Source organism: Streptococcus sp. 4886 (genome assembly GCF_013276485.1).
Lineage (GTDB): Bacteria > Bacillota > Bacilli > Lactobacillales > Streptococcaceae > Streptococcus.
In genome coordinates this window covers 105036-124447 of the sequence record NZ_VMLD01000022.1, presented here as the reverse complement: position 1 = coordinate 124447, position 19412 = coordinate 105036, and the positions used below count along the sequence as shown (strand labels likewise).

Annotated in this window: 24 protein-coding genes and 2 pseudogenes; all 26 read right to left on the bottom strand. The window is 42.5% G+C overall.

Annotated elements, in window-relative coordinates; genetic code table 11:
• Positions 1-65: 65 nt before the first annotated feature.
• The 26 genes and pseudogenes from HT679_RS09975 to HT679_RS09855 all read right to left on the bottom strand — a co-directional run bounded on the left by HT679_RS09975 (position 66) and on the right by HT679_RS09855 (position 19334).
• Positions 66-935, bottom strand: a complete 870-nt coding sequence (locus HT679_RS09975) for a collagen-like protein (protein ID WP_173214428.1) — start codon at positions 933-935, stop codon at positions 66-68.
• A gap of 5 nt (positions 936-940) precedes the next feature.
• Positions 941-1261, bottom strand: coding sequence for a hypothetical protein (locus HT679_RS09970; RefSeq protein WP_173214426.1), 321 nt, complete (start codon positions 1259-1261; stop codon positions 941-943).
• Between the two features lie 6 nt (positions 1262-1267).
• Complete coding sequence (locus HT679_RS09965; RefSeq protein WP_173214424.1) at positions 1268-1744, bottom strand: hypothetical protein; 477 nt, start codon at positions 1742-1744, stop codon at positions 1268-1270.
• Positions 1745-1757: 13 nt separating this feature from the next.
• Positions 1758-2195: a hypothetical protein gene (locus HT679_RS09960; RefSeq protein ID WP_172934639.1), complete on the bottom strand. Its 438-nt coding sequence runs from the start codon at positions 2193-2195 to the stop codon at positions 1758-1760.
• Between the two features lie 10 nt (positions 2196-2205).
• Positions 2206-2358, bottom strand: coding sequence for a hypothetical protein (locus tag HT679_RS09955; protein ID WP_173214422.1), 153 nt, complete (start codon positions 2356-2358; stop codon positions 2206-2208).
• Positions 2351-2947 carry a hypothetical protein gene (locus tag HT679_RS09950; protein WP_173214420.1) on the bottom strand — a complete coding sequence of 199 codons (597 nt, stop codon included), beginning with the start codon at positions 2945-2947 and terminating at the stop codon, positions 2351-2353. The genes HT679_RS09955 and HT679_RS09950 overlap by 8 nt, the downstream gene beginning before the upstream one ends.
• Positions 2944-3150, bottom strand: a complete 207-nt coding sequence (locus HT679_RS09945; RefSeq protein ID WP_173214418.1) for a hypothetical protein — start codon at positions 3148-3150, stop codon at positions 2944-2946. The genes HT679_RS09950 and HT679_RS09945 overlap by 4 nt, the downstream gene beginning before the upstream one ends.
• Positions 3143-4054, bottom strand: a pseudogene (locus HT679_RS11475) (tail fiber domain-containing protein); the annotation flags it as partial. The pseudogene HT679_RS11475 and the gene HT679_RS09945, both read right to left, overlap by 8 nt.
• A gap of 189 nt (positions 4055-4243) precedes the next feature.
• Positions 4244-4621 (bottom strand): annotated as a pseudogene (locus HT679_RS11470) (gp58-like family protein); the annotation flags it as partial.
• Between the two features lie 3 nt (positions 4622-4624).
• On the bottom strand, positions 4625-5026 hold the full coding sequence (locus HT679_RS09935) for a hypothetical protein (RefSeq protein ID WP_050365290.1): 402 nt from the start codon (positions 5024-5026) through the stop codon (positions 4625-4627).
• Between the two features lie 8 nt (positions 5027-5034).
• Positions 5035-5823: a collagen-like protein gene (locus HT679_RS11610; protein WP_112445601.1), complete on the bottom strand. Its 789-nt coding sequence runs from the start codon at positions 5821-5823 to the stop codon at positions 5035-5037.
• Positions 5820-7658, bottom strand: coding sequence for a phage tail spike protein (locus tag HT679_RS09925; protein ID WP_173214415.1), 1839 nt, complete (start codon positions 7656-7658; stop codon positions 5820-5822). Before HT679_RS09925 ends, HT679_RS11610 begins: the two co-directional genes overlap by 4 nt.
• Entirely contained in the window at positions 7658-8380 is a 723-nt protein-coding gene (locus HT679_RS09920; RefSeq protein WP_173214413.1) for a phage tail protein, read from the bottom strand. Before HT679_RS09920 ends, HT679_RS09925 begins: the two co-directional genes overlap by 1 nt.
• A complete protein-coding gene (locus HT679_RS09915) occupies positions 8377-11454 on the bottom strand; it encodes a phage tail tape measure protein (protein WP_173214412.1) in 3078 nt (1025 codons plus the stop codon). Before HT679_RS09915 ends, HT679_RS09920 begins: the two co-directional genes overlap by 4 nt.
• Before the next feature lie 278 nt (positions 11455-11732).
• Positions 11733-12152 (bottom strand): hypothetical protein, encoded by a 420-nt coding sequence (locus HT679_RS09910; protein WP_173214411.1) that lies wholly within the window; start codon positions 12150-12152, stop codon positions 11733-11735.
• A 10-nt stretch (positions 12153-12162) separates the two neighbouring features.
• Complete coding sequence (locus HT679_RS09905) at positions 12163-12744, bottom strand: major tail protein (protein ID WP_173214410.1); 582 nt, start codon at positions 12742-12744, stop codon at positions 12163-12165.
• Positions 12745-12755: 11 nt separating this feature from the next.
• Positions 12756-13079 (bottom strand): hypothetical protein, encoded by a 324-nt coding sequence (locus HT679_RS09900; protein ID WP_173214409.1) that lies wholly within the window; start codon positions 13077-13079, stop codon positions 12756-12758.
• Positions 13076-13435, bottom strand: coding sequence for an HK97 gp10 family phage protein (locus HT679_RS09895; protein WP_173214408.1), 360 nt, complete (start codon positions 13433-13435; stop codon positions 13076-13078). Before HT679_RS09895 ends, HT679_RS09900 begins: the two co-directional genes overlap by 4 nt.
• Positions 13432-13734 carry a phage head closure protein gene (locus HT679_RS09890; protein ID WP_173214407.1) on the bottom strand — a complete coding sequence of 101 codons (303 nt, stop codon included), beginning with the start codon at positions 13732-13734 and terminating at the stop codon, positions 13432-13434. The genes HT679_RS09895 and HT679_RS09890 overlap by 4 nt, the downstream gene beginning before the upstream one ends.
• A gap of 3 nt (positions 13735-13737) precedes the next feature.
• On the bottom strand, positions 13738-13989 hold the full coding sequence (locus tag HT679_RS09885) for a hypothetical protein (RefSeq protein ID WP_112445584.1): 252 nt from the start codon (positions 13987-13989) through the stop codon (positions 13738-13740).
• A 2-nt stretch (positions 13990-13991) separates the two neighbouring features.
• Complete coding sequence (locus HT679_RS09880) at positions 13992-14261, bottom strand: hypothetical protein (protein ID WP_173214406.1); 270 nt, start codon at positions 14259-14261, stop codon at positions 13992-13994.
• An 11-nt stretch (positions 14262-14272) separates the two neighbouring features.
• Complete coding sequence (locus HT679_RS09875; RefSeq protein WP_173214404.1) at positions 14273-15439, bottom strand: phage major capsid protein; 1167 nt, start codon at positions 15437-15439, stop codon at positions 14273-14275.
• The gene (locus tag HT679_RS09870) at positions 15436-16011 is read right to left on the bottom strand and encodes an HK97 family phage prohead protease (protein WP_049543890.1); all 576 of its coding nucleotides are present in this window, start codon (positions 16009-16011) and stop codon (positions 15436-15438) included. Before HT679_RS09870 ends, HT679_RS09875 begins: the two co-directional genes overlap by 4 nt.
• Positions 15995-17197, bottom strand: a complete 1203-nt coding sequence (locus HT679_RS09865; RefSeq protein ID WP_173214401.1) for a phage portal protein — start codon at positions 17195-17197, stop codon at positions 15995-15997. The genes HT679_RS09870 and HT679_RS09865 overlap by 17 nt, the downstream gene beginning before the upstream one ends.
• Before the next feature lie 21 nt (positions 17198-17218).
• Positions 17219-18949, bottom strand: coding sequence for a terminase large subunit (locus HT679_RS09860; RefSeq protein ID WP_173214399.1), 1731 nt, complete (start codon positions 18947-18949; stop codon positions 17219-17221).
• Positions 18942-19334, bottom strand: a complete 393-nt coding sequence (locus tag HT679_RS09855; protein ID WP_001118282.1) for a P27 family phage terminase small subunit — start codon at positions 19332-19334, stop codon at positions 18942-18944. Before HT679_RS09855 ends, HT679_RS09860 begins: the two co-directional genes overlap by 8 nt.
• Between the last annotated feature and the right edge of the window lie 78 nt (positions 19335-19412).

The following is a 19412-nucleotide window of genomic DNA, read 5'->3' as shown; positions in this document are numbered from 1 at the left end:
TGCTAAAAAGCCTGTCGCAAAAGCGATAATAAATTCATTAAATTGTGTCATGTGTTGTTTCCTTTCTATTTTGGTTCATACACATCATAGATAGTATTGGGGTCTTTCGTTCTGATAGCTTCATATTGAGCCTTTGTACCAACCCAATATTTCAAGGCTTGCCCACCGTTTTGGTTGATGATGTTTTGGCCGGGCGCACCATCTGCTCCTCTAGGCCCTTGAATGCCCTGCAGTCCTTGTTGCCCTCTTTCGCCTTGGACACCCTGCGGACCACGTTCTCCTGCAGCGCCTCGTTCGCCATCGTTGATATTATCCAAATGAGTGAAAGCAGAGGCTTTTAAACCTCTGTAATTCACTTCAATACGGACTTCAAACCAGCCACCAGAGCGCTGAGTAGCGTTCCACTGGCCAAATTTACCATTTGCATCAGGCGTTTGATTTCTCAAAACACCCCAGCTATTATTCCCAAAACCACGGTAGTAATAATCAAGAGTATAGCCACTCGTGACTGCTTCGCCATCGTAGAATACATCCGCAAACAGATTCAATTGGCTAGTAGAGCCATTCTTATAAGAACCCTCAATACGAACGCTGGCATTCAAACTATGCCCATTTTCCCCTTTTAAGCTTTCTCTCTGGCTGGAGGTCAGATTGTCAAATGACGGGCGATTTTCCAAGGCGGAAATCCTAGCCTTGATGGGGATATCATTGTACAACTCCCATTTTTGAGTGTAAGTAGACAAGTCTTGGTGGGAGGTCAAGTAGCCTTTCTCTTCCAGCTCCGCTTTTGTAACGAGGGTTTCTGGATTGACTCTCGGTCTACTCTCAAGAGAGTCCAGTCTTTCCTGAACCTCCCTATCCTTTAGCTCTGAGTCTTCTTTGATCGCCTTGACATCCTCACCGATTGCTCTTGCTAGATTTTCAAGGTTACTCATAGCACTCACGCTTTCGCTGCGTTATAAGTTGCGACCAAATCAACATTGGCAATCTGGTCTACACGTCCGCTGACTTCAGTTACTTTGCCAAGAAGTGCGCTATTTTCATCTTGTCCCATACTTGTGATTTTTTCCGCGATTTCTTTCAGTGTGTCAAGATTTTCAGGCGTTCCCTCGCCCAAGATTTCAGCCTTAACCTCGGATTTAGCTTGAGAGATAGCTTGGTTCATGTCAGACGTGCTGACTTTCGTTTTCAGCTCTTCGTTTACCTTTTTGTTATCTTCCCCCAATGCCTGCGCAAATGCTGTTAATTTTGTAGTATCCATTTTGTGTTACACCTTTCCTAAATTGTAATAAAAGAGTAGGTCTGGCAATTCCTGACCTACTGGGCTCTCGCCTACAGTTCTACCTGCAAGCTGTTTTTCGACTTCTTTTGCAATATCCAGCTCTTTTAAAGCATGGACTTCTTCTGTGACCAATTCCTTATCTGAGGCGACTATCTGGATATGGACAGATTTATCACTGGGGAAAACATAGCCTCCAGCCGTGATTTCCAAGCGATAACTCCCAATGGGCAAGATAGCGTCCAGATGAAAACTCACACCTTGACTGGTAACAGCTACCTGCTTCTTCCACTGGTAGCCCTCCTTGGTCAGACTGATCAGCGCCTCCTCCCCTTCCAGAGAGGAGATGACTTGGTAGTCTTCGTCTAAGAGGGCAAAACCAAAGGTGGAAGCTAAGTCCCCTTGCTTAATCAGGTGACCACCGTCAATTTGCCGCAAATTGGTCATATTGAGATTACAGACCATTCTGCACCTCTTTCTAATCATCTACTAAGATGTCTTCCTTAATCTCCAATTTCCCAAAATCGCTGAATAAGCGGTCTATGTAGCCATTACCTCCTAAAGCCTTGTAGCTTTTGTGCAGACTTTCCACTAGGGAAAATTCGTCTTTTGAAGTGAACCCTCTACGAATAGCCCGTCGCATATCACGGTCAAGGCGCAACTTCATGGTATTTAGATGCGCCTCATCGTGTACTTTCAACTTCTCTTGTACTTCATCGATTTTAGAATTGCTATCTTTAGCGGTAGTCTGGACATCTTTGATCTGTTTCTTGACTTCGCTCAACTCTGAAATGATTTGGTCTGTCTGTTCCTTTGATTTCTTCGGCAATTTGTAGCTGAGCCAAGCTATAATAATCGGTGAAGCTGCTGATAGCACGTTCATGAAGAAATGCTCTATTGATTGTAAGACGTCCATAAGCACCTCGCTAGCCTGCCAGATGGCTCAAACCACGTCGCTTCAATTCCTTGCGCACACGGTCTTTCCAGCGTTTATGTACCCATGAAAAATCAACTGCTTCACGTTCCAGTAGGTTGATGTACATATCGATTTTTGCTTGGTCTAGTGTAATCTTACTCATTGCTGCTACCTCCATTGTCTTCACTAGGGCTCTCTTGGTTTGTCGTTTCAGAAATGTCATCTTCTTTCTCGCTTTCTTTCTTATCTTCTACCGCTGGGGTTGGTTGTGTAGGTGCTTCTGCTACTGGTTGTTCAGTAGTTGGCTGCGCTGGGGCTGGTTCTGCTTCATCAGCTTGGTTTTCTGTGTCCGTAGCCTGAGAGTCGTTCTCTCCTGCCTCCTCTTTCTCTGCCTGGTCAGGCTCTCCTTGAGCTTCCAGCTCTTCCAATCGCGCTAAGATATCCTCAATATCCTGAGCGTTCTGGAGATTGACCTTCTGCATGCCATCCATGAGCTGGTTGGCTTTCTCCAGCGCTTCCGTTGTTTTAGCCAACTGTTCTTGGTTTTTGACAATAGCGCTTGTTGGGTCAAGTTCGGTGCGAACCAATTCCAAAACCGCTTGGATAAGGGCGTCCTCACTATCCTGTGTGTGGTTACCTAGCAATTCGCACTGCTCATAAGAATAGCGCCCCTTGTTTTCCATCTTGATGGCGACAACTGTTACATTTTCCCCACCTTTCAAGTAGGGCTTGATTGCAAGTTCATAGCTCATTTGTTAGCTCCTTTCATTTTTGCTTGCGTTTCGTCAAATAGTTCTTTGAGGGCTGGTTCATATTCCAGCACCGCCTTAAAGGCCTGCAATTCAGCTAAAGCCAGCGTATAGTGCGCTTCTAAATGCGCACAATTCAATTCACTTTCTCTCAAGCGGTTAGCGAGCGACTCAGCTACTAGCTTATCGATTGTGTTGTTATCCATGTGTGTTCTCCATTTCTTTGATTTTCTGGTCTAGTTCTTGGACAGCCTTCAGCAAGTAGGGGACGAACTTTGAATAGTTGATAGACAGATAAGATGTTACTTCATCTGTTTCAACTGCATGAGGGACTACCTTCTGGGCTTCCTGCGCAATCAAACCAACCTCTTCGTGTTTCTGGCTCTCGATGAAATCAAAAGAGACCATGTTCAATGCTTGGATTTTATCCAAGGCATTAACTGGACTCTCTTTAATATTTTCTTTCAAGCGCCTATCTGAACTCGAAGTGATACCAGCTTTTTCACGAAAAAGCCCAGTAGTAAGTTGGTTCCACCAAACGGTTCTATTCCTACCTCCAGCTGGATTGCCACCTTCTCCATAAATGTCCTTATTCCCCATTTCAATTCCGTTTTTGAAAAAAGGAGATTTTTCAAAATGCACTCCGCCATAAAAGTTAGCATTTGATGTTTGGGAAAAATCCGTTTTACCGTGAAAGTCTGCTCCGTTTCTGCAATACATATTCCCTGATGTTGTTACATACCAAGCATTAGGCCCAGGTCTATCCCAACTATAGCCCCAATTAGCCCAAAAAGCAGTATTCTCCCCATTATAACTTCCGCCTTCGCCGTTTCCCATACCAACTGAGAATTGGTTGATACCAGAAATCCAGCGACCTCTTCCTTGGTCAAAACGACCAATGGTGAAACCTCCAATTTCACCCTGATAGGCTTGTAGGAAGGTTGAGCTAGATACAACAGATTCAATCTTAGTCGCAAAGATACGTTTAGATGTCAGCTTGTCAATCAAGGCATCTCTAGCGGTCAGATTCCGAATCAAGGCATCATCTACGCTGATTTTATCGCCTGTAATAGCCCCAGCTTGGATATGTTCAGCAGTGACAGAACCAGCGGCCATCTTCCTAGCTGTTACAGCACCATCTACCAACATATCTGACTGTACTCGAACGTGTGGAGCGATGATATCAACGCCTCTTGGACTTGCGGAAATAGTAGAAGCTAACTGCTCACCCGTTAAGGTAGTAGCTCCAATTGTCACACCTTCAGGCGTCACTTGTACCCTCGCACTGTTAGCAGCGTCTCGCACTTCCTGCCTGATTTCTTTGGCAGTCTGAGCGATGGCACTCTTGATATTCTCATCAAAGAACTGGGTCAGCGCCCCTTGGTTGTTCTGCTGGATTTTGCCCCAGAGAGTGCTGTTTGGGTCTCTCAATTCCAGTTCAATAGAACGCATATCCTTGAAGAGACCTGACAGGGTACGTTGCGTGATGGTAGGTTCTACAAAGCTTGTAGGAAAATCCCCCTGCTCCAGCTGAATATCCGTCAGCACCGTGTCACCCACACAACCCATGTGGTGCAGTTTCAGCAGCTCATCTCGTGTCCGTGGCTGAAAGACCTTATAATACCGCCCGTTCTGCTCAAGAGCAGGCAAACGGACGTTTTGAATGGTTATGTCCATGTGTTACCTCATTCTGTCATATAAAACAATATCTTTATAATCATCTCTAAACCAGTTTCGTGTCAAATCAGATAAAGCTTGACGCTTGCTTGATTCATCTACTCCTGCATCTTCGTTTTGACCTAGTAAAAACATAAAAGATGGACTAGGTGTTGATAAATTATAAGCATATACCTTAACAAACTTTTCTTCTATTCTCAAATAGTAGTACCCTGATTTTAATCCTTCATATCGGTACAAGAATCGAGTACGGCAATCTAAAGCAGCTGACTGATAGTTAATATTTGATATAGTCAATGACAAAGCATTTACAATTCGAAATCTGTATTTTTTCCAGATTAGCTTATCTCCTATATATCTTTCAACAACTTCCTTACCACCTACATAAATTCCTTCTCTAGCCATACTACCTCCTATTGACTAAAAATATCGTAGATAGTATTACTATCCTTGTTAGGAATCGCATCATATTGAGACCTTGTACCAGACCAATATTTCATTGGTTGCCCACCATTCTGGTTGATGATGTTTTGACCGGGCGCTCCGTCACGTCCTCTAGCTCCTGCCGGTCCTGCTGGACCCGTTGCACCATTCGCCCCTCTTGCACCGTCACTAACATTGTCAAGCCGTGTGCTAGCAGCTGCTTTAATGCCGTTGTGCGTTACAACGATGTAGACCTCAAACCAACCTCCAGAACGCTGAGAAGCATTCCACTGGCCAAACTTTCCATTTGCATCAGGCGTTTGGCTCAGCAAACTTTGCCAGTTGTTATTCCCAAAACCTCTGTAGTAATAATCAACAGTATAGCCACTGGTTAACCGTGTTCCGTCATAGTAGACGTCCGCGATCAAATTCAACTGACTAGTCGCACCGTTTCTGTAACTTCCCTCGATACGAACATTGGCATTTAAGCTGTGGCCGTTGTCTCCTCGCAACCCCTCTCTCTGCTGGGTTGTCAGGTTCTCGAACCGCATAACACCGTCCGCTCCTCGTGGTCCTGTTTCCCCACGTTCTCCACGGTCACCTTTTGGTCCTGTTAGATATTGAAGAACTGAAAATCGGTCACGGCCATTTCCGACCTTGACCTTGCCTGTATCGCTCTCGATACCTAACTCGCCATCAAGTAAGACCAGAGTGCTACTTGCCCAATCACTCGCTGACATGCGCTTGTGCTGTACCCTTACTGGGATTGTCTCCGTCATGTTCTACCTCCGTCAAAAATAAAAGTTGGACTCTCGCTCCAACTTCCCTCATATCTTGCATTTTGTCCATCAGCAACCGTCTTGTAGACTGGCGCTAGTTCAATCCGTCTTGTCTGATTATCAATCGTCACAGACTGCTCTACGTTCTGATACCAGTCCCCTGAGAAAGTCAGACGATAGGCACCGTAGTAGACCGCCAAGACCTGCTCCTCTTTCTGGGTCAGGTCTTTGTCAATCACTGGCATGACTGTATTTGCAGGCGCAAGATGAACGTGTCCACCATAAAATAGATTCTTATTGACTACAACAGTCACGTCTGTCTTCCCATAAGGCGTGCAGGTTGCTGACCAGCTGATGACGTACTGCTTCCCTAGTTCAAAACCCTCTCCATTGTGTCCGACCTCTACGAAATCCGTTCCATAGCTAATTTTCTTAGCCGTGCCACCTTTGAGGCGATTCTTGTTGTACTGGGTATTCCCGTCACCGCCAATCAGGCTAGCATTGACCCTTGCAGTTTCACTGACCTGTTCCAGTTTCTTGCTTAGTTCAGCGATTGAGTCCGCACCACTCATCAGCTCCTCACGGATTCGCTTCACGAACTCAGGACGCTCTTTCTCCATTTCCTCGTGGATTTTAGCGCCAAATTCTTCCGCCTTAGCCTTGTACTGCTCGATGGCATCCGTGATAGCTTTCTCACGCTTGGCAAATTCAGCATCAAAAGCACGGTCAGCGTTTGCGATCGCACGCTCAAGCATAATGTCAAATTGTGTCTCTTGTTTGTCCAAGATTGCATTTGCTACTGCTGATACTCCGCCACCATTTCCTCCTGATTTCACTTTATCGTCAAAGGTAATGGTCAGATAGGCTCCTTGGCCGTTGTTTGCTAAACAGTCATACTCATAGGCAATTGCTTTCTTATAAACGTCTACATTGTGCTTATAACTTTTCAGGTTTACTGTATCGCCCATGTGAACAGTTTGCCCATCAAGTTCATATGCTTCTATCTTGATGGCATCTGTAGCCTTATCTATGTGTTCGTTAGTAAATTTAGCGCTAGCCCACTTTGTCAACTCATCAACGGTCTGAATGTTATTATTGGTATAACTTCTTTCGTTGATGTAAGGGTAGGCACCAATTAAGGGACTATCAACCGTTACGGCAATCGTTGTGTCTTCTTCTGCTCCTTCTGCCTTAAAAGTAGACTTGGCATGGATCCGAGTAATAACATTTTGTGAGTTTTTGGTTCGTTGATAGGATTTTAAGTTTTTGTGAGTAGAGATGATAACACCTCTGTCCTCTCCTCTATTTCGCTTGATTGAGATAGCGAAATTATCCCGAACCATCTCTCCTTCCCATGTTCCCACAATTGAGTGAGCGCCATCCATTAACACGCTGTAGAGTGTTTCTACTTCTTTCGTGTTTATGGTGCGCCTGTCCGTGATATCACTGGTAAATGAAAAATCATTGATAGGAGACTTAGCAACTTGTACCAATTGAGAAAGAGCCTGCCAACAACTCTGCTTGTTGACAGACAGAGGATTGATAGACCGCTGCATGACATCATCAGTGATATGATAAGCAGTGATTTCTAAATGATCATCATTCTCTACTGGCTTCTTGATACGGAACAGCTGAGGTCCAATCACAGGCGCTGGCGCCTTTATCAACATATCCTCACGGAAAAGCTGATAAATCTCAGAGTCCGTGATAGGGTAGCGAACAGTAAGGATGAAATCCCCGTTCATTTGCTCTTTTATGACTGCTGAAGTCGCTTCATGCAGTGGAATACCGTTCCATTTAACATTACGAGTATCACTTTCAAGCAAATATAACATTACGCCCACCCCCAAACTGTCTCAATCGTCATGGAACTAATACCAGCACCCAAGACAATCCCAACATCTTGTTTCTTGATAGGGTCAATCGTGATAAAATCCCCTGTCCACTTAATTCTGGAACCTGTTCCGTCCAAGAAACTAGGATTGTTAGGGTTATTTACCATGATAGCTCTTCCAGACAGTCTTTCTAAGCGAATGACCTGCCTGTCCACTGTGAAACTAACCTCTGTCGTACTTTGACCAGTTAAGGTAATTGTCGGGAAAGCTAAAGCAGAGCCCTTGGTTCTTAAAGTTCCGCTTCTTGAAAAGGTCTGATTGTCTGTGACTTTGAAAAATTTTGTAGGATGACACTCAAATGTGACTTTGAGCGCATAATATCCTGCACGATTTCTAGTAGTCTCAGAAATCTTTACCTTGTAACACCACATCTTAGTAGTCTTGACACGTTCGCTTTCAAGCCAAAAGTTCTCTCTGGCAAAGAGAGCCAAGAAACGGTTCAAGTCCTCTTCTTTTGGTTTGACTAAGTGAAGCGTGTAGGATTTCTCAACCATCTCTCTATGATGATTGGTTTGTAGGATGGCTCCGCTAATCCCGTCATGCTCCCATAGTTTTGTCTTACTATTGGCAATCACGATGGATGGCGCTTCTTCTACAATGACGTCAAAAGAAAAAGAGGAGGTGGCTACACCATCAATCACTAATTCATTATGTTTGATCATGCAATTCCTCCTCTAAGTTGTGTTTTCCTTTGCAGTTCATCCGCAATCTTTTGAGCGACAACGTCAGCAATACGATTGATATCCATCTCTTCACTGATGTTATTTCCACTAATGCTGACATTGATAACAGGAGACAGACCTCCCATTGTTTGAGCGATTCCACGACCGATAGCTCCCAAGGTTCTTTCGTTCAGTGGTAAGACAGCCTCATTTCCAGCTTCTCCACCAACCATCAAGCTATTTCCATTTGAACCGAAAACAGTCGGCTTGGTCAAGATACCGCCCTTGGCATACCACTCTACGCCAATACTTGGCAACCCGTTACTCAACCAGTCAACTGGGTTGAGAGAGCCTGAAATACTAAAGTGTGGTAGAGGGATATGAGGCCATCTAAATTCAAAGTTAAAGAATCCCTTAATAGCTTCAATTGCACGACCAACTAAATCCTTAGCCCCGTTAATAGCATTGCCGATTGTATCTTTAATGCCATTCCAGACACTGCTTGCAGTTGACTTGATACCATTCCAAATGTTGCTAACCGTATCTCTTATACCGTTAAAGACACTTGAGACTGAGCTTGAAATACCATCAAATATTCCTGAAAGAGTGGACTTGATGCCGTTCCAAACATTTGAAGCAACCGTTGATATGGTGTTCCAGATGTTAGACAATACCTGCGCTATGCCATTAAAGATAGTCCCAATGACACTTGCAATCCCATTCCAGATTGTTTCTCCAACACTCTTGATGGTTTCCCAAGCGCCCGACCAGTCACCAGTAAGGATCTGCATCACTGCCTTGATAATACCCAAAACAACGTTGATAGCTGTTTCAACTACCGTTTTAATCACTTCCCAAACTGTAGACGTGATAGTCTGAATGGTGTTCCATCCTCCTTCTATAAGTGGACCTAGAACAGTCATAACAGCGCTAATGATAGCGGAAATGCCAGTCCAGACTGCGTCCGTAATAGAACGGATTAGCTCTTGGTTTTCAGTCCACCAAGTTACAACAGTTCCAAAAATACTCATGATGAAATTTGAAATTTCACCTACAACAGTATTGATGACAGATGAAATAGCCTCCCACACAGCTGTGACAGCGTTGCGGAATCCTTCATTCGTTTCCCATAAGTATTTCAAGACAATAACAACTGCTGAAATAGCAGCTACAATACCTGCTACTATTCCAATGATTGGTAAAGCGGCAGTGATCATTGCCCCTATCGATGTTGTAAATATAGCTTGCAGAGAAAAGAATATAGGCGCTAAAACTCCTACAGCGGTAACCACAGCTCCTATAATTACTATAAATTCTTTAATCGGACCAGGTAATCCGCTGAACCATTCAGCTACTTGCTTGACAATATTCCCCAGCATTTCAAATACTGGCGCTAGTACTTCAGCAATCGAAGCACCAAGTTCAGACATAGCCAAAGTAACTGAATTTTGAGCTGTCGTGAATTTATCAATTGGATCTAATGTGTCTTCAAAAGTGGTGCTAACTGTTCCAGCGGCATTCTCAGCTGTCCCAGCAAAAGTTGTAAAATCAAAAGCACCCCGTTTAATTGCATCAATCATTTGAGGTGCTTTTTTTGATCCAAAAATCTCCATAGCAAGTCCCATGGCTTCTGTCTCATTACTTGTATTTTTGATTTTTTCGATAGTTTCTGTTAAACCTTGTTTTAAAGTCTTGCCTTCCTTTGCATAACTTCCAGCAGCTTTAGTCATCCCTGACAAAGCTGCTGAAGCATCAATACCGCTTGTTTCGAACTGGCCTAAAAGAGAAACCCCCTCATCAAAACTAAGCCCTAACATCTTAATCTGTGGTGCGCCCTCTATAGCCTTCTTCATAAGGTCATCTACTGATACGCCGGTCAACTGTGCAACATAGGTAGTGCTATCAAGAACTGTAGAGAGATCTTGAACACCAAGCCCATACGCTTCTATGGCTTTCCGGGATGAAATAGTTGAATTTGTAACATCAGATCCATTTATTTCAGCGAATTTTATCATTTCTATGGAGGCATCTTTAAGAGCATCGCCTGTCAATCCAAATTGCGTGTTGACTTCGCCGACCGCTTCGCCAGCCTTACTAAAATCTGTTGGAATTGTTGTTGCGATGCCTGAAGCAATATCTTGCATTTCTTTCAAGCCATCCCCAGTCGCGCCAGTTTTAGTAACAATGATATCCATACCTTCATCTACTTGACGAAAGGCTTCCAGAGCATTTTTCCCAAAATCAACTAGTTTTTGACTTATCTCAGATAGCTTTTCAGAAAATTGGTTTAGTAACTCAGCTTTCAAGAGGTTGTTAGTCTCTCCGAGACTATCTCCAGCTTGTTTCCCACTGCTGGCTAGTTTTTCCATTTCCTGACCAAGATCAGCGTAAGCGGTCTTAGCTTGATTCAGCTCCGCTTCCATCTTGTTAGCTTCAGCTGAGTTTTCACCATACTGTTCTTTTGTTAGACTTAACTGTTTCTCAAGGTTTTCAATTTGACTAGCGACAATTTCGGACTGTGCACCAATCTTCTTTTCAGCCAGTGCTAACTTGTCAGCTTCGCTAGCGTTGGCACCCATCTGGCTTTCCTGCAGTTTAAATGAACTGACAACTTTTTCAGATTCACTGGCAAGTAGTTTTTGTTCATTCTGCAATTCTTTCAGTTGGGTTTGGTTATTCTTGGTTGCATTCCCATTACCCTCAAGAGCTTGATTGACACTAGCTAGTTTTCCCTCATATCCTTTTAGGACATTTTGAGTCACTTCTACTTCACGCTGGAAAGCACGATACTGATCTGCGCCAATATCTCCTTTTTTGAACTGTTCTTCAACTTGAGATTGAGCTTGTCTTAAGGTTTCTAGTTTTTCCCGAGTGGTTCCAACTTGCTTCTGTAAGACTTCTTGTTTTTGGGTTAGTAAAGTAACATTCCCAGTATCAAACTTTAAAGCCTTATCAATTTGTTTCAGCTCTTTTGTTGCGTTAGCAGACTCTTGATTGACACCTTTTAACGCTTTTTGTAAGGGCTGGGTATCGCCATCAATTTCAATTTTTATCCCTTTGATATTTCCTGCCATATTTCCTCCTTTCCTTAAAAAATAAGGAGCGGCTGAGAGGATTTCTATGACCAGAACACTAGCCAACTCAAGGAACTTGTCCTCACAATCGCTCTCTCAGCACTCACTTTTTCTCTAAAATGCATCAAAATCAGCTTGGGTAGCCTTCCGACTACCCGTTTTGTTTTCGCTACGCAAGTTAACATAATCTGTCTGATAATCCAAAGCCATTCCGATAGAAATGTTCTTGAGATCATCGATAGATAAGCCAGTTTCCTTGCAACAAGATAGATAAGATTCTACCGTGAAGGCTTCTTCACTTGCTGTTTCTGATGTGTCTGTTTCTTTTTTGTTTGTAGTACCGTATTCAACATTTCCATCATTAGCGGACAAACTTCGTCAAGAGGAAATTCTTCCATCTCCATAAAGAAATCATCAAACGGTTTAATTTTAGGATTGCCAGATTTAGCAAATACCCAAAATAGACGATAGAAAAAGGTAATATCAAAATCTTCTAAAAGAGATAAATCGACACTTTCCGCTACCAAATCATTACCTTTTTCCAATTGGTTCAATTGAGCTACCAATTGCTTATTTTTCAAAAGTCCTAAAAGGTCCTTGAAAAAATCCTGCCCAAACTCGTTCTTGTAAGCGATTGGAGTATAGGCATTTGTTGCAAGCTCATAGCGCTTATTGCTGATTTTAATACTTCGACGCATTCTTTACTCCTTATCCTAGAGATGTTGGCTCATAAACGCTAGTAAACCAAGCGTCATACACTTCTTTCTTGTCTGCAGACGTAATCGAACGTTTCACTACGCTATCAAGCGGACGTGGTGAACCCTTAAAGCTAAGTTCACGTTCATTGACAGTTGTTCCACTCTTAGTACCAGAGCCGTTTGATGGACGACTAGCAGAGCAGTAGTAGATAACGTAACGAGTCTTATTTTTATCTCCTGAAAATTCAAACATAATAGCAAACGGTTTAGTTGAAGCATCGCCTTTTTCAGTCAATACTCCTGTTTGCTCATCCTTGAGTTCTCCTAGAATTTTCGTCGCAAACTCTTCCGTGATATGCGGCACTTTCAATTTCCCTTCATATCCTTCGTTTGAGTTCATGAAGTGGTAGTCCACATCGTCTGCTTGGATTGCTTTCGATTCTCCTTTTGGTTCTAACTCCAAGTTCATAGCTCCAGGGAAACGGAAAATTTGCCCGTAGCTAATGACTTTTGTCTCACTGTTGATACTTTCGATTGGTGCGATATGCACGTTTTTCAATCCATAGGTTACTGTATTTTCTGTTTTTGTCATCTTCTTCTCCTTTAGTACAAATAAACAGTATAAGGCTTGACAGATAGCCTTTCTGTTGGGATATAGCTTTCTTCTGATACCTCAAAAACAAGTTGATGTTTAGACAACAACTCTTCCAAGATCTCTTCCAAATCTTCGTCTTTACGTTCAAAGATAAGCTCTACAGTCACAGATTTAATCTGGTATTTCTGTTCGTTGTCTGCTCTCTTGATATCTGGATGTGATTCAAAGTAGATAAGGTAAGGTGTTTGAGGAACGTGTCCAATTTCAAATGCACGATAGGCTATAGGTAGATTCGCTTGACTTAGAATATCGACAAGGTCAGATAATTTCATTTTTGAATAGCCTCCTTCACTTTCCGTTCAAAGGAATTGATTAGCTTTTCTTCTACAGGTTGGATATGAGGAATAGCACGACTGCGACCTCCATTCCTTAAGACATGGTCATTTTCAAGTAGGTGAGTCAATTGAGGTCTTGTAGCATTATGGATTACGTATGAGCCTTTTGCGTTTTTCTTAAGACGCCATCCTCTTCCATACTTTCCTTTATTCTTTGGGCTTGTCGCTTTCAAAGTCGCAACAGCTTCATCACCTAACTCTTGTGCGATAGCGTCAATCTCATCTTCTAACTCACTAGAATATTCGCTCAGTGCTTTAGCGATTTCTGCTGAAAGGTCACCTGTTGAACTCATGGCAATTCCTCCATCAAGGTCAACTCCAGAATTTCTAAACCAATCGGAAATGTTTTGAGAATACGATACCGTTTCCCATTAAATTCCGCTTCTTCCTCGTTGTTATACTCAAAGCTATGAATATCAAGGATAAGTCTTGGTCTAAGTCCAACCTGGCTAGCCTGATAAAATTCAGAACGAGCAATGGAACGCTTACGACATAAAATAGTCAACCGCTTTTCTTCAAATAGAGGTTGGTGTAATTTATCTAGTCCTGTTTTAATCTTAGAAATTAGTGTAATTTCATTGTTCCACGCCATGACTTACCTCAATTTCAAATTATGCAATCGCCATAAAAGGTGGCGTGGCATATCCACCCCACCCTCATAGCGAAAGGCTGCAAAATCAACTACAAACATTTGGTCTTCTGGGCTGTCTAAGTCAAGTAGAACTCCTAAGTTATCTTCCAGTTCTGTTTTGACAGATTCGATGATTTTCTCCAAGGGCTTATCGCGTAGTTTTGTTGCTATACCCAATTTTAGCTTAAGCAATTCTAATAATTGAGCATTGTCCATAACTACTCCTCGTCTCCCTCTTCAGTTTTCACATCTACTACCTTTGTTTCTTCCTTTTCTACTTCTGTAGTTAATGTGTCATCTTTCGACATATCCTTATCTTCTACATTCATCAAAAAAATAGATCCTGCACTATTTGCCCCATTTAGCAGAGTCTCCGCAAACTCTTTATCAAGTTTGTGCTTAGCTCTAGGGTAATTATCCCCAACCTCATAGCAATGTTTCTTTGGGTCTCGTAAGTCCTTAAAAGGACGGATTACCTTATATACCATTTACTACCTCCTTACAAAACAGCATCTGTATAGGTCACATAAAATCCTGCATCGCTATCTACCTTGACTACATCAAAACGATTAGCAGTTGCCAAATACTGACCGTAGATTTTATCATCTTGCCATTTGACAGTTGTCTGAGCACGGTCAAACAATGTCGCAAACTCTCCAACGTCACCGATGAAGGCTTTCATCTCACCTTTGGCATCTCCAATGATGTTATCAGGATAAACATCGATTACACGACCAGCGAACTTGTAGCCAGTTGGAGATGTGATATCTGTTTGGAGCATATAGCGACCGTCCTTGTCCTTGATTTTATCAAGAGCAGCGAACATAGATTGGGTACATACAATAGTTGCATCGTAGTACGGTTTCAATTCCACGTTGAGAATATCTTTCAAGCCGTCCAAACCAGCTGCGCTTTTAGCTGTAGCTGTCTTGAGAACTTTAGCGATCTCTTTATTCTTAGTAATACGTTCTTGGTTCTTAGCTTGTTTAGCAACTAATCCCATGACATCGTAGTCAGCGTCATCAATCAATTCTTGAGATACTGGCAAATGACCACGACGTGTTTTGATTTCATAGTTCACCTTTGTAAAGGTTGGTTTAGCCAATTCAGGGTTTTCTTCCAACTCTTCAACAGTGTTCATTGTTTGATCAGTCAATTTTACAACTGCCCATTTACCGCTTGCATTCTTGACATTAACGATGTTGACCAATGAAGTCAAATCTGTCTTGTCTTGTTTCGCTTCTTTAGGCGTCATCAATTCAACAGGGATGATTGCTTCCCCTTCAGCGGATTTGAGACCATCAGCACGCACTTCTTTTGTTCGAAGGTAGTGATTAAATGCTTCGCGTTGTTCCAATGTTTTGCCTCCTCGTTTCTCAGTTTTACCTGGTGTTGGTGCTTTTCGATTTTGCTCCTCGATTTGTTTTTCCAACTCTTCAATTTCTTTTTCCAACTGCGCTTTTTCAACTTCTTTTTCTTCAATTTCCTTTTGAAGACCGTCCACAGTCTTTTCAACTGCTGAAACTTCTTCATCAGTTTCAGCACGATCCAACTTTTCTAACTCAACAACCGAACGTTTGTTCAATTCTTCGATAGTTTCTTCCAACTCAACTACCTTAGTTGCTTTTGCTCGCATACGAGCACCAAAGATTAACGCCTTATTCATAGCTTAAATTTCTCCTTAATTTCTTTCTTGCGCTTATCTAGCGCTTCACGATTAGCACGACTCTGACTTTCAAAGTCTTTTTGTCGTGCAGCAATTTCCGTTTGTGGATAGGCTGGGAAAGTACATGGGCTCACTTCAAAGATTTCTAGTTCTAAGACAGTGTCCAGATACGAACCATCTTCACGTTCCTCTGTTTCGATTTTTATCGGGATAAAGCCAAAGCTACATCCGATAACATCTCCACGCTTGACACGGGCATAGGCTCCAACCGCTTGAGGATCATCCTTGTTAATGATGATGTCCCCAAAAAGACCAACATCATCAACACCCAGTGTCAGAGTTCCGTTACCTGTTCGACCGAGAACAAGACTATCATCGTGGTTAAATAAAGCTCTGATATCAGCGTCTGTGATAGCTTTTTCAACTCCAGCACGCTTGATAACTTCACAGTAGCCTGGCCACAATTCCGTCTCCTCGTCAAACTTGATAAAGTAGCCACTCAAAATCAAATCACCAGAGTCTTCTTCCCTCGTTTGAAATTGAGTGGCACGATAACTATTCCGTTTCTGCATTCTCTTCCTCACCTCCTTTCAGTTTGTTTTGATCTCCTAGTTTCTCTTGAGGGAGAAAGTTTTCAAGAACAATCAACTCTTCCATCTCAGGATCAGGAGCCATCCCTAGCCAATCCCTCCACTCATTACGACGCATTGCAGCACTGTTTGCCATTTGTTGAGCAACAGCAGACAACTCCGTAATGTTGTAAGAGAAGAGTGAACGAGGATTTAGCTTAAAATAACGATTGCTGGATACCAACAAGTCCCTTGTTAGAGTTTGGGTTATGGTAGTAGCGATACTCATGACAGTCGTATTTACAAAGTTGTTATACTCTGTCTTGTTGAACTCTCCCACGCCCAAAATAAAAGCAGGTACTCCTAATAGCCCTGCAACGGTTCTTTTATCTAATTCCACAGACTCGTTTAAAGCGATATCCGTTAGACTAAGCGGTTTTACCTGCTGGATGTCCAGCAATGCCTCTGGAACAATCCATGGAGCGCCAACCCTGCTAGTACTTAAATACTTCTCAGCGATACGCTCACGCCCTTGCTCCGAATCTAGTTCAGCACTGGACGAGTCTACTTTAACGATAAGACTAGGAATGTTCTTACCGTTCATAAAGCTTTTTTTAGTCTTCGTAGCCATGTTCAAACTTTGAACCACATCTGTCAACGTCACCCTAAAACCAGTACCAATGTATGGAATATCTGGATCTGGATTGATGACAAAGTGGACTACTTCATCAGGGGAATACTCTTCACCCCTAAATGAGATTACATAGGAATCCTTATCTGTTTGGAATGAAACCTCTCTCATCGGAAATGGTCTTAAATTAGAAATATAATCCGTAACAGGTTCATATTCCACATGTAAGACAGAATTTCCATCGCCGTATAGAAGCAAATCGCGCACAATCTTGAAAATCCATGACTTCCTTGTCATATGTTCGCAGGGATTGATGTCAATCTTTCTAGCAAGCCCATCACGGATTCTGATATCACCTTTATCTGTATTTTCCATCAAGTGGATGGTCATATTAGAGACCAAATCAGCAATCTTATTAACCGCTGTCACCACATCTGGATTTCTGGCCAAAGGTACATACGAATCCATCAGGTTTGACAACCCTAAATCTGAATGACTCAGCATGTTGATTGGCTTACTTGGCTTGTTTCGTTTCCAAAACTTTTCAAAAATACCCATGTTTCCTCACCTCCTTTCTCTCTAATCAAAGAATCTCATCACATCGCCACCCTTGCCAAGATTAGCAAGAGCCTGTATACAAGCAAAGACGCTGGCATCAAACAAGTCAATCCTTGCAGTACCACCGTCTCCATCTAATTTTTCGTATTGCACAGCGTCATCCACCTTTTCAATCGCTCTAACATTGCTCACACAGTATTCATAAGCGTCAGAATGAAGATAGTAAAATTCCTTGTTCTTGACTTTGAACTCAATCCGTCTGAACCCCTCAGATTTCAGATAGAATAACTGAGGTTGGTCAATCATCTTGAACTTAGCCTTTTTCATCTTGGCCAAAAACTCACGACCAAACTTCCTATCCATTCCCACAGCTTGGATTTTAAATCCACGCTCACGCATACTGATGAACCATTTGACGATATCATCATAGAGAACGGTAGGAGTGTTGCTCATCGTCAGCCAGCCATCAGATTGCCAGCCAAAAAGTGGAATCCCATCATCATTAGCCTTCTTCTGAGCATTAATCCGAGGAAAGAAAGCATGTGTGATACAGATATCAACATCTTTCTCACCATCATTATAGACACCGTAGAGAGCAGCTGCTGTTAAGTCATGTAATCTTGACAAGTCCGCACCACCATACCAACGAATCGGCAAGCGTGCCAGCTCTTCTAAACTCCAATCGTAGCAACTATCCGACGCAATGAACTCATCAGGATTAAAATAAGCGTTCATAGAGTTAGTGAAGATATTCAGGGTCTTATTGAAAAACTCGTTTCGAGTCTGAGGATCATTCATAGCCTGCTCTGCTTCTTCCTTGAGAGCCTTGAGCGAAACCGTGACACCCCATGACGGATTAGCCATCTTGAGGATGTTCTCGTCCAGATAGTCTACTACATCACCATCAGCAGATTGATTAGCCTTGCAGATGAAGATGAAAAATGAATCATCAGTGACCAATTGCTTGAGCACCTTTTGACAGTATTTCAGACGGTTAGCAAGGAACCCAGTAGGAATATCCCCAGCTGTAGAGATAACAAAAAGCATACTGTTACGGTATGCCGACATTGTTTTTTTCATAAGACCATGCTTCTTACTGTTTCGCATAGTATGAGCTTCGTCCAAGATGATAACATTCCCATTCAAAGAGTCCAATCGGCTCTCATCATTCGCTAGAGCTTGGATAAAGAAAGAACCCTCATCACCAAAGTTAGCAGTAATAGAGTGTTCCTGGTTATTGTCCTTGATACGAATGTTCTTATCATTCCATCGTTCAACGTTGAACCTTAAAAAACCAAAAGCTTCCATCGCTTGCTTGACTGAGTTAGCAACGATATAGCATTTCGAACCGCTATCCGTGTCCAGAATCTGATAAGCAAGTGCAATTGCAGCAGTAAACGAGGTCTTTCCATTCTTCCGAGCAAGCATAATAAGCGCTTCTTTGAACCTGCGCTCATTCGTCCCTTTATAGTAAAATCCAAACAGGTTCACAACTACAAAATGTTGCCAAGGTTGCAAGAGTAATGGCTTGTTACGGATAGATACCGCAAACATATCATCGCCCTGCTGATGAACTATCACGTTCTCGATAAAGTGAATAACAAAATCCACCATATCCTCATCCATCTCAAACGCTGGATTTTCTAAATCACGGAAAAAACGTTCAGCAGCAAAAATGTTCTCTTCGCAATGTTCTTCTCGGTGAGTTAAGACGTGTTGAGCGTATTCTTTTGCTTTATCAAGATTACCCATTGCCAGTCACTCGCTTCTTCTTGATTTCGTTCTTGAACTTCAGGACCTCAGTAAGAACTGACTCACCCTCTTGTTCTACTACCTCACCGAGCGACTTAGGATTCATCATCAACTGATTAGAGTAGCTGAGAATGTCTTTCCTCAAAATTTCCATAGCTGTCAAGATTGGAACTTTGCGCTCATTTTCAGCACCAGCCTTATTGACGTAGGTGTCTGTTACTGGATAACCCATGTCAGCATAATCTTGAGCAAGTTTCTGATACTGATAGAGCATTCCTGCAAAAATATCAATGATCATTTCGAACTCTTTACGATAAGTGCCCAAGTCTTTCATCTGCTTGACTACTTTTGACTTAATCGACTTCGCTGTAATTGGTTTAGCCAAAAACTACCTCCTTTCGTCAAAATCGCTTAGTTTTTACCCCCTTTTTGTTTGAAGGCCCCCGACTTGGAAAAAGTTCCC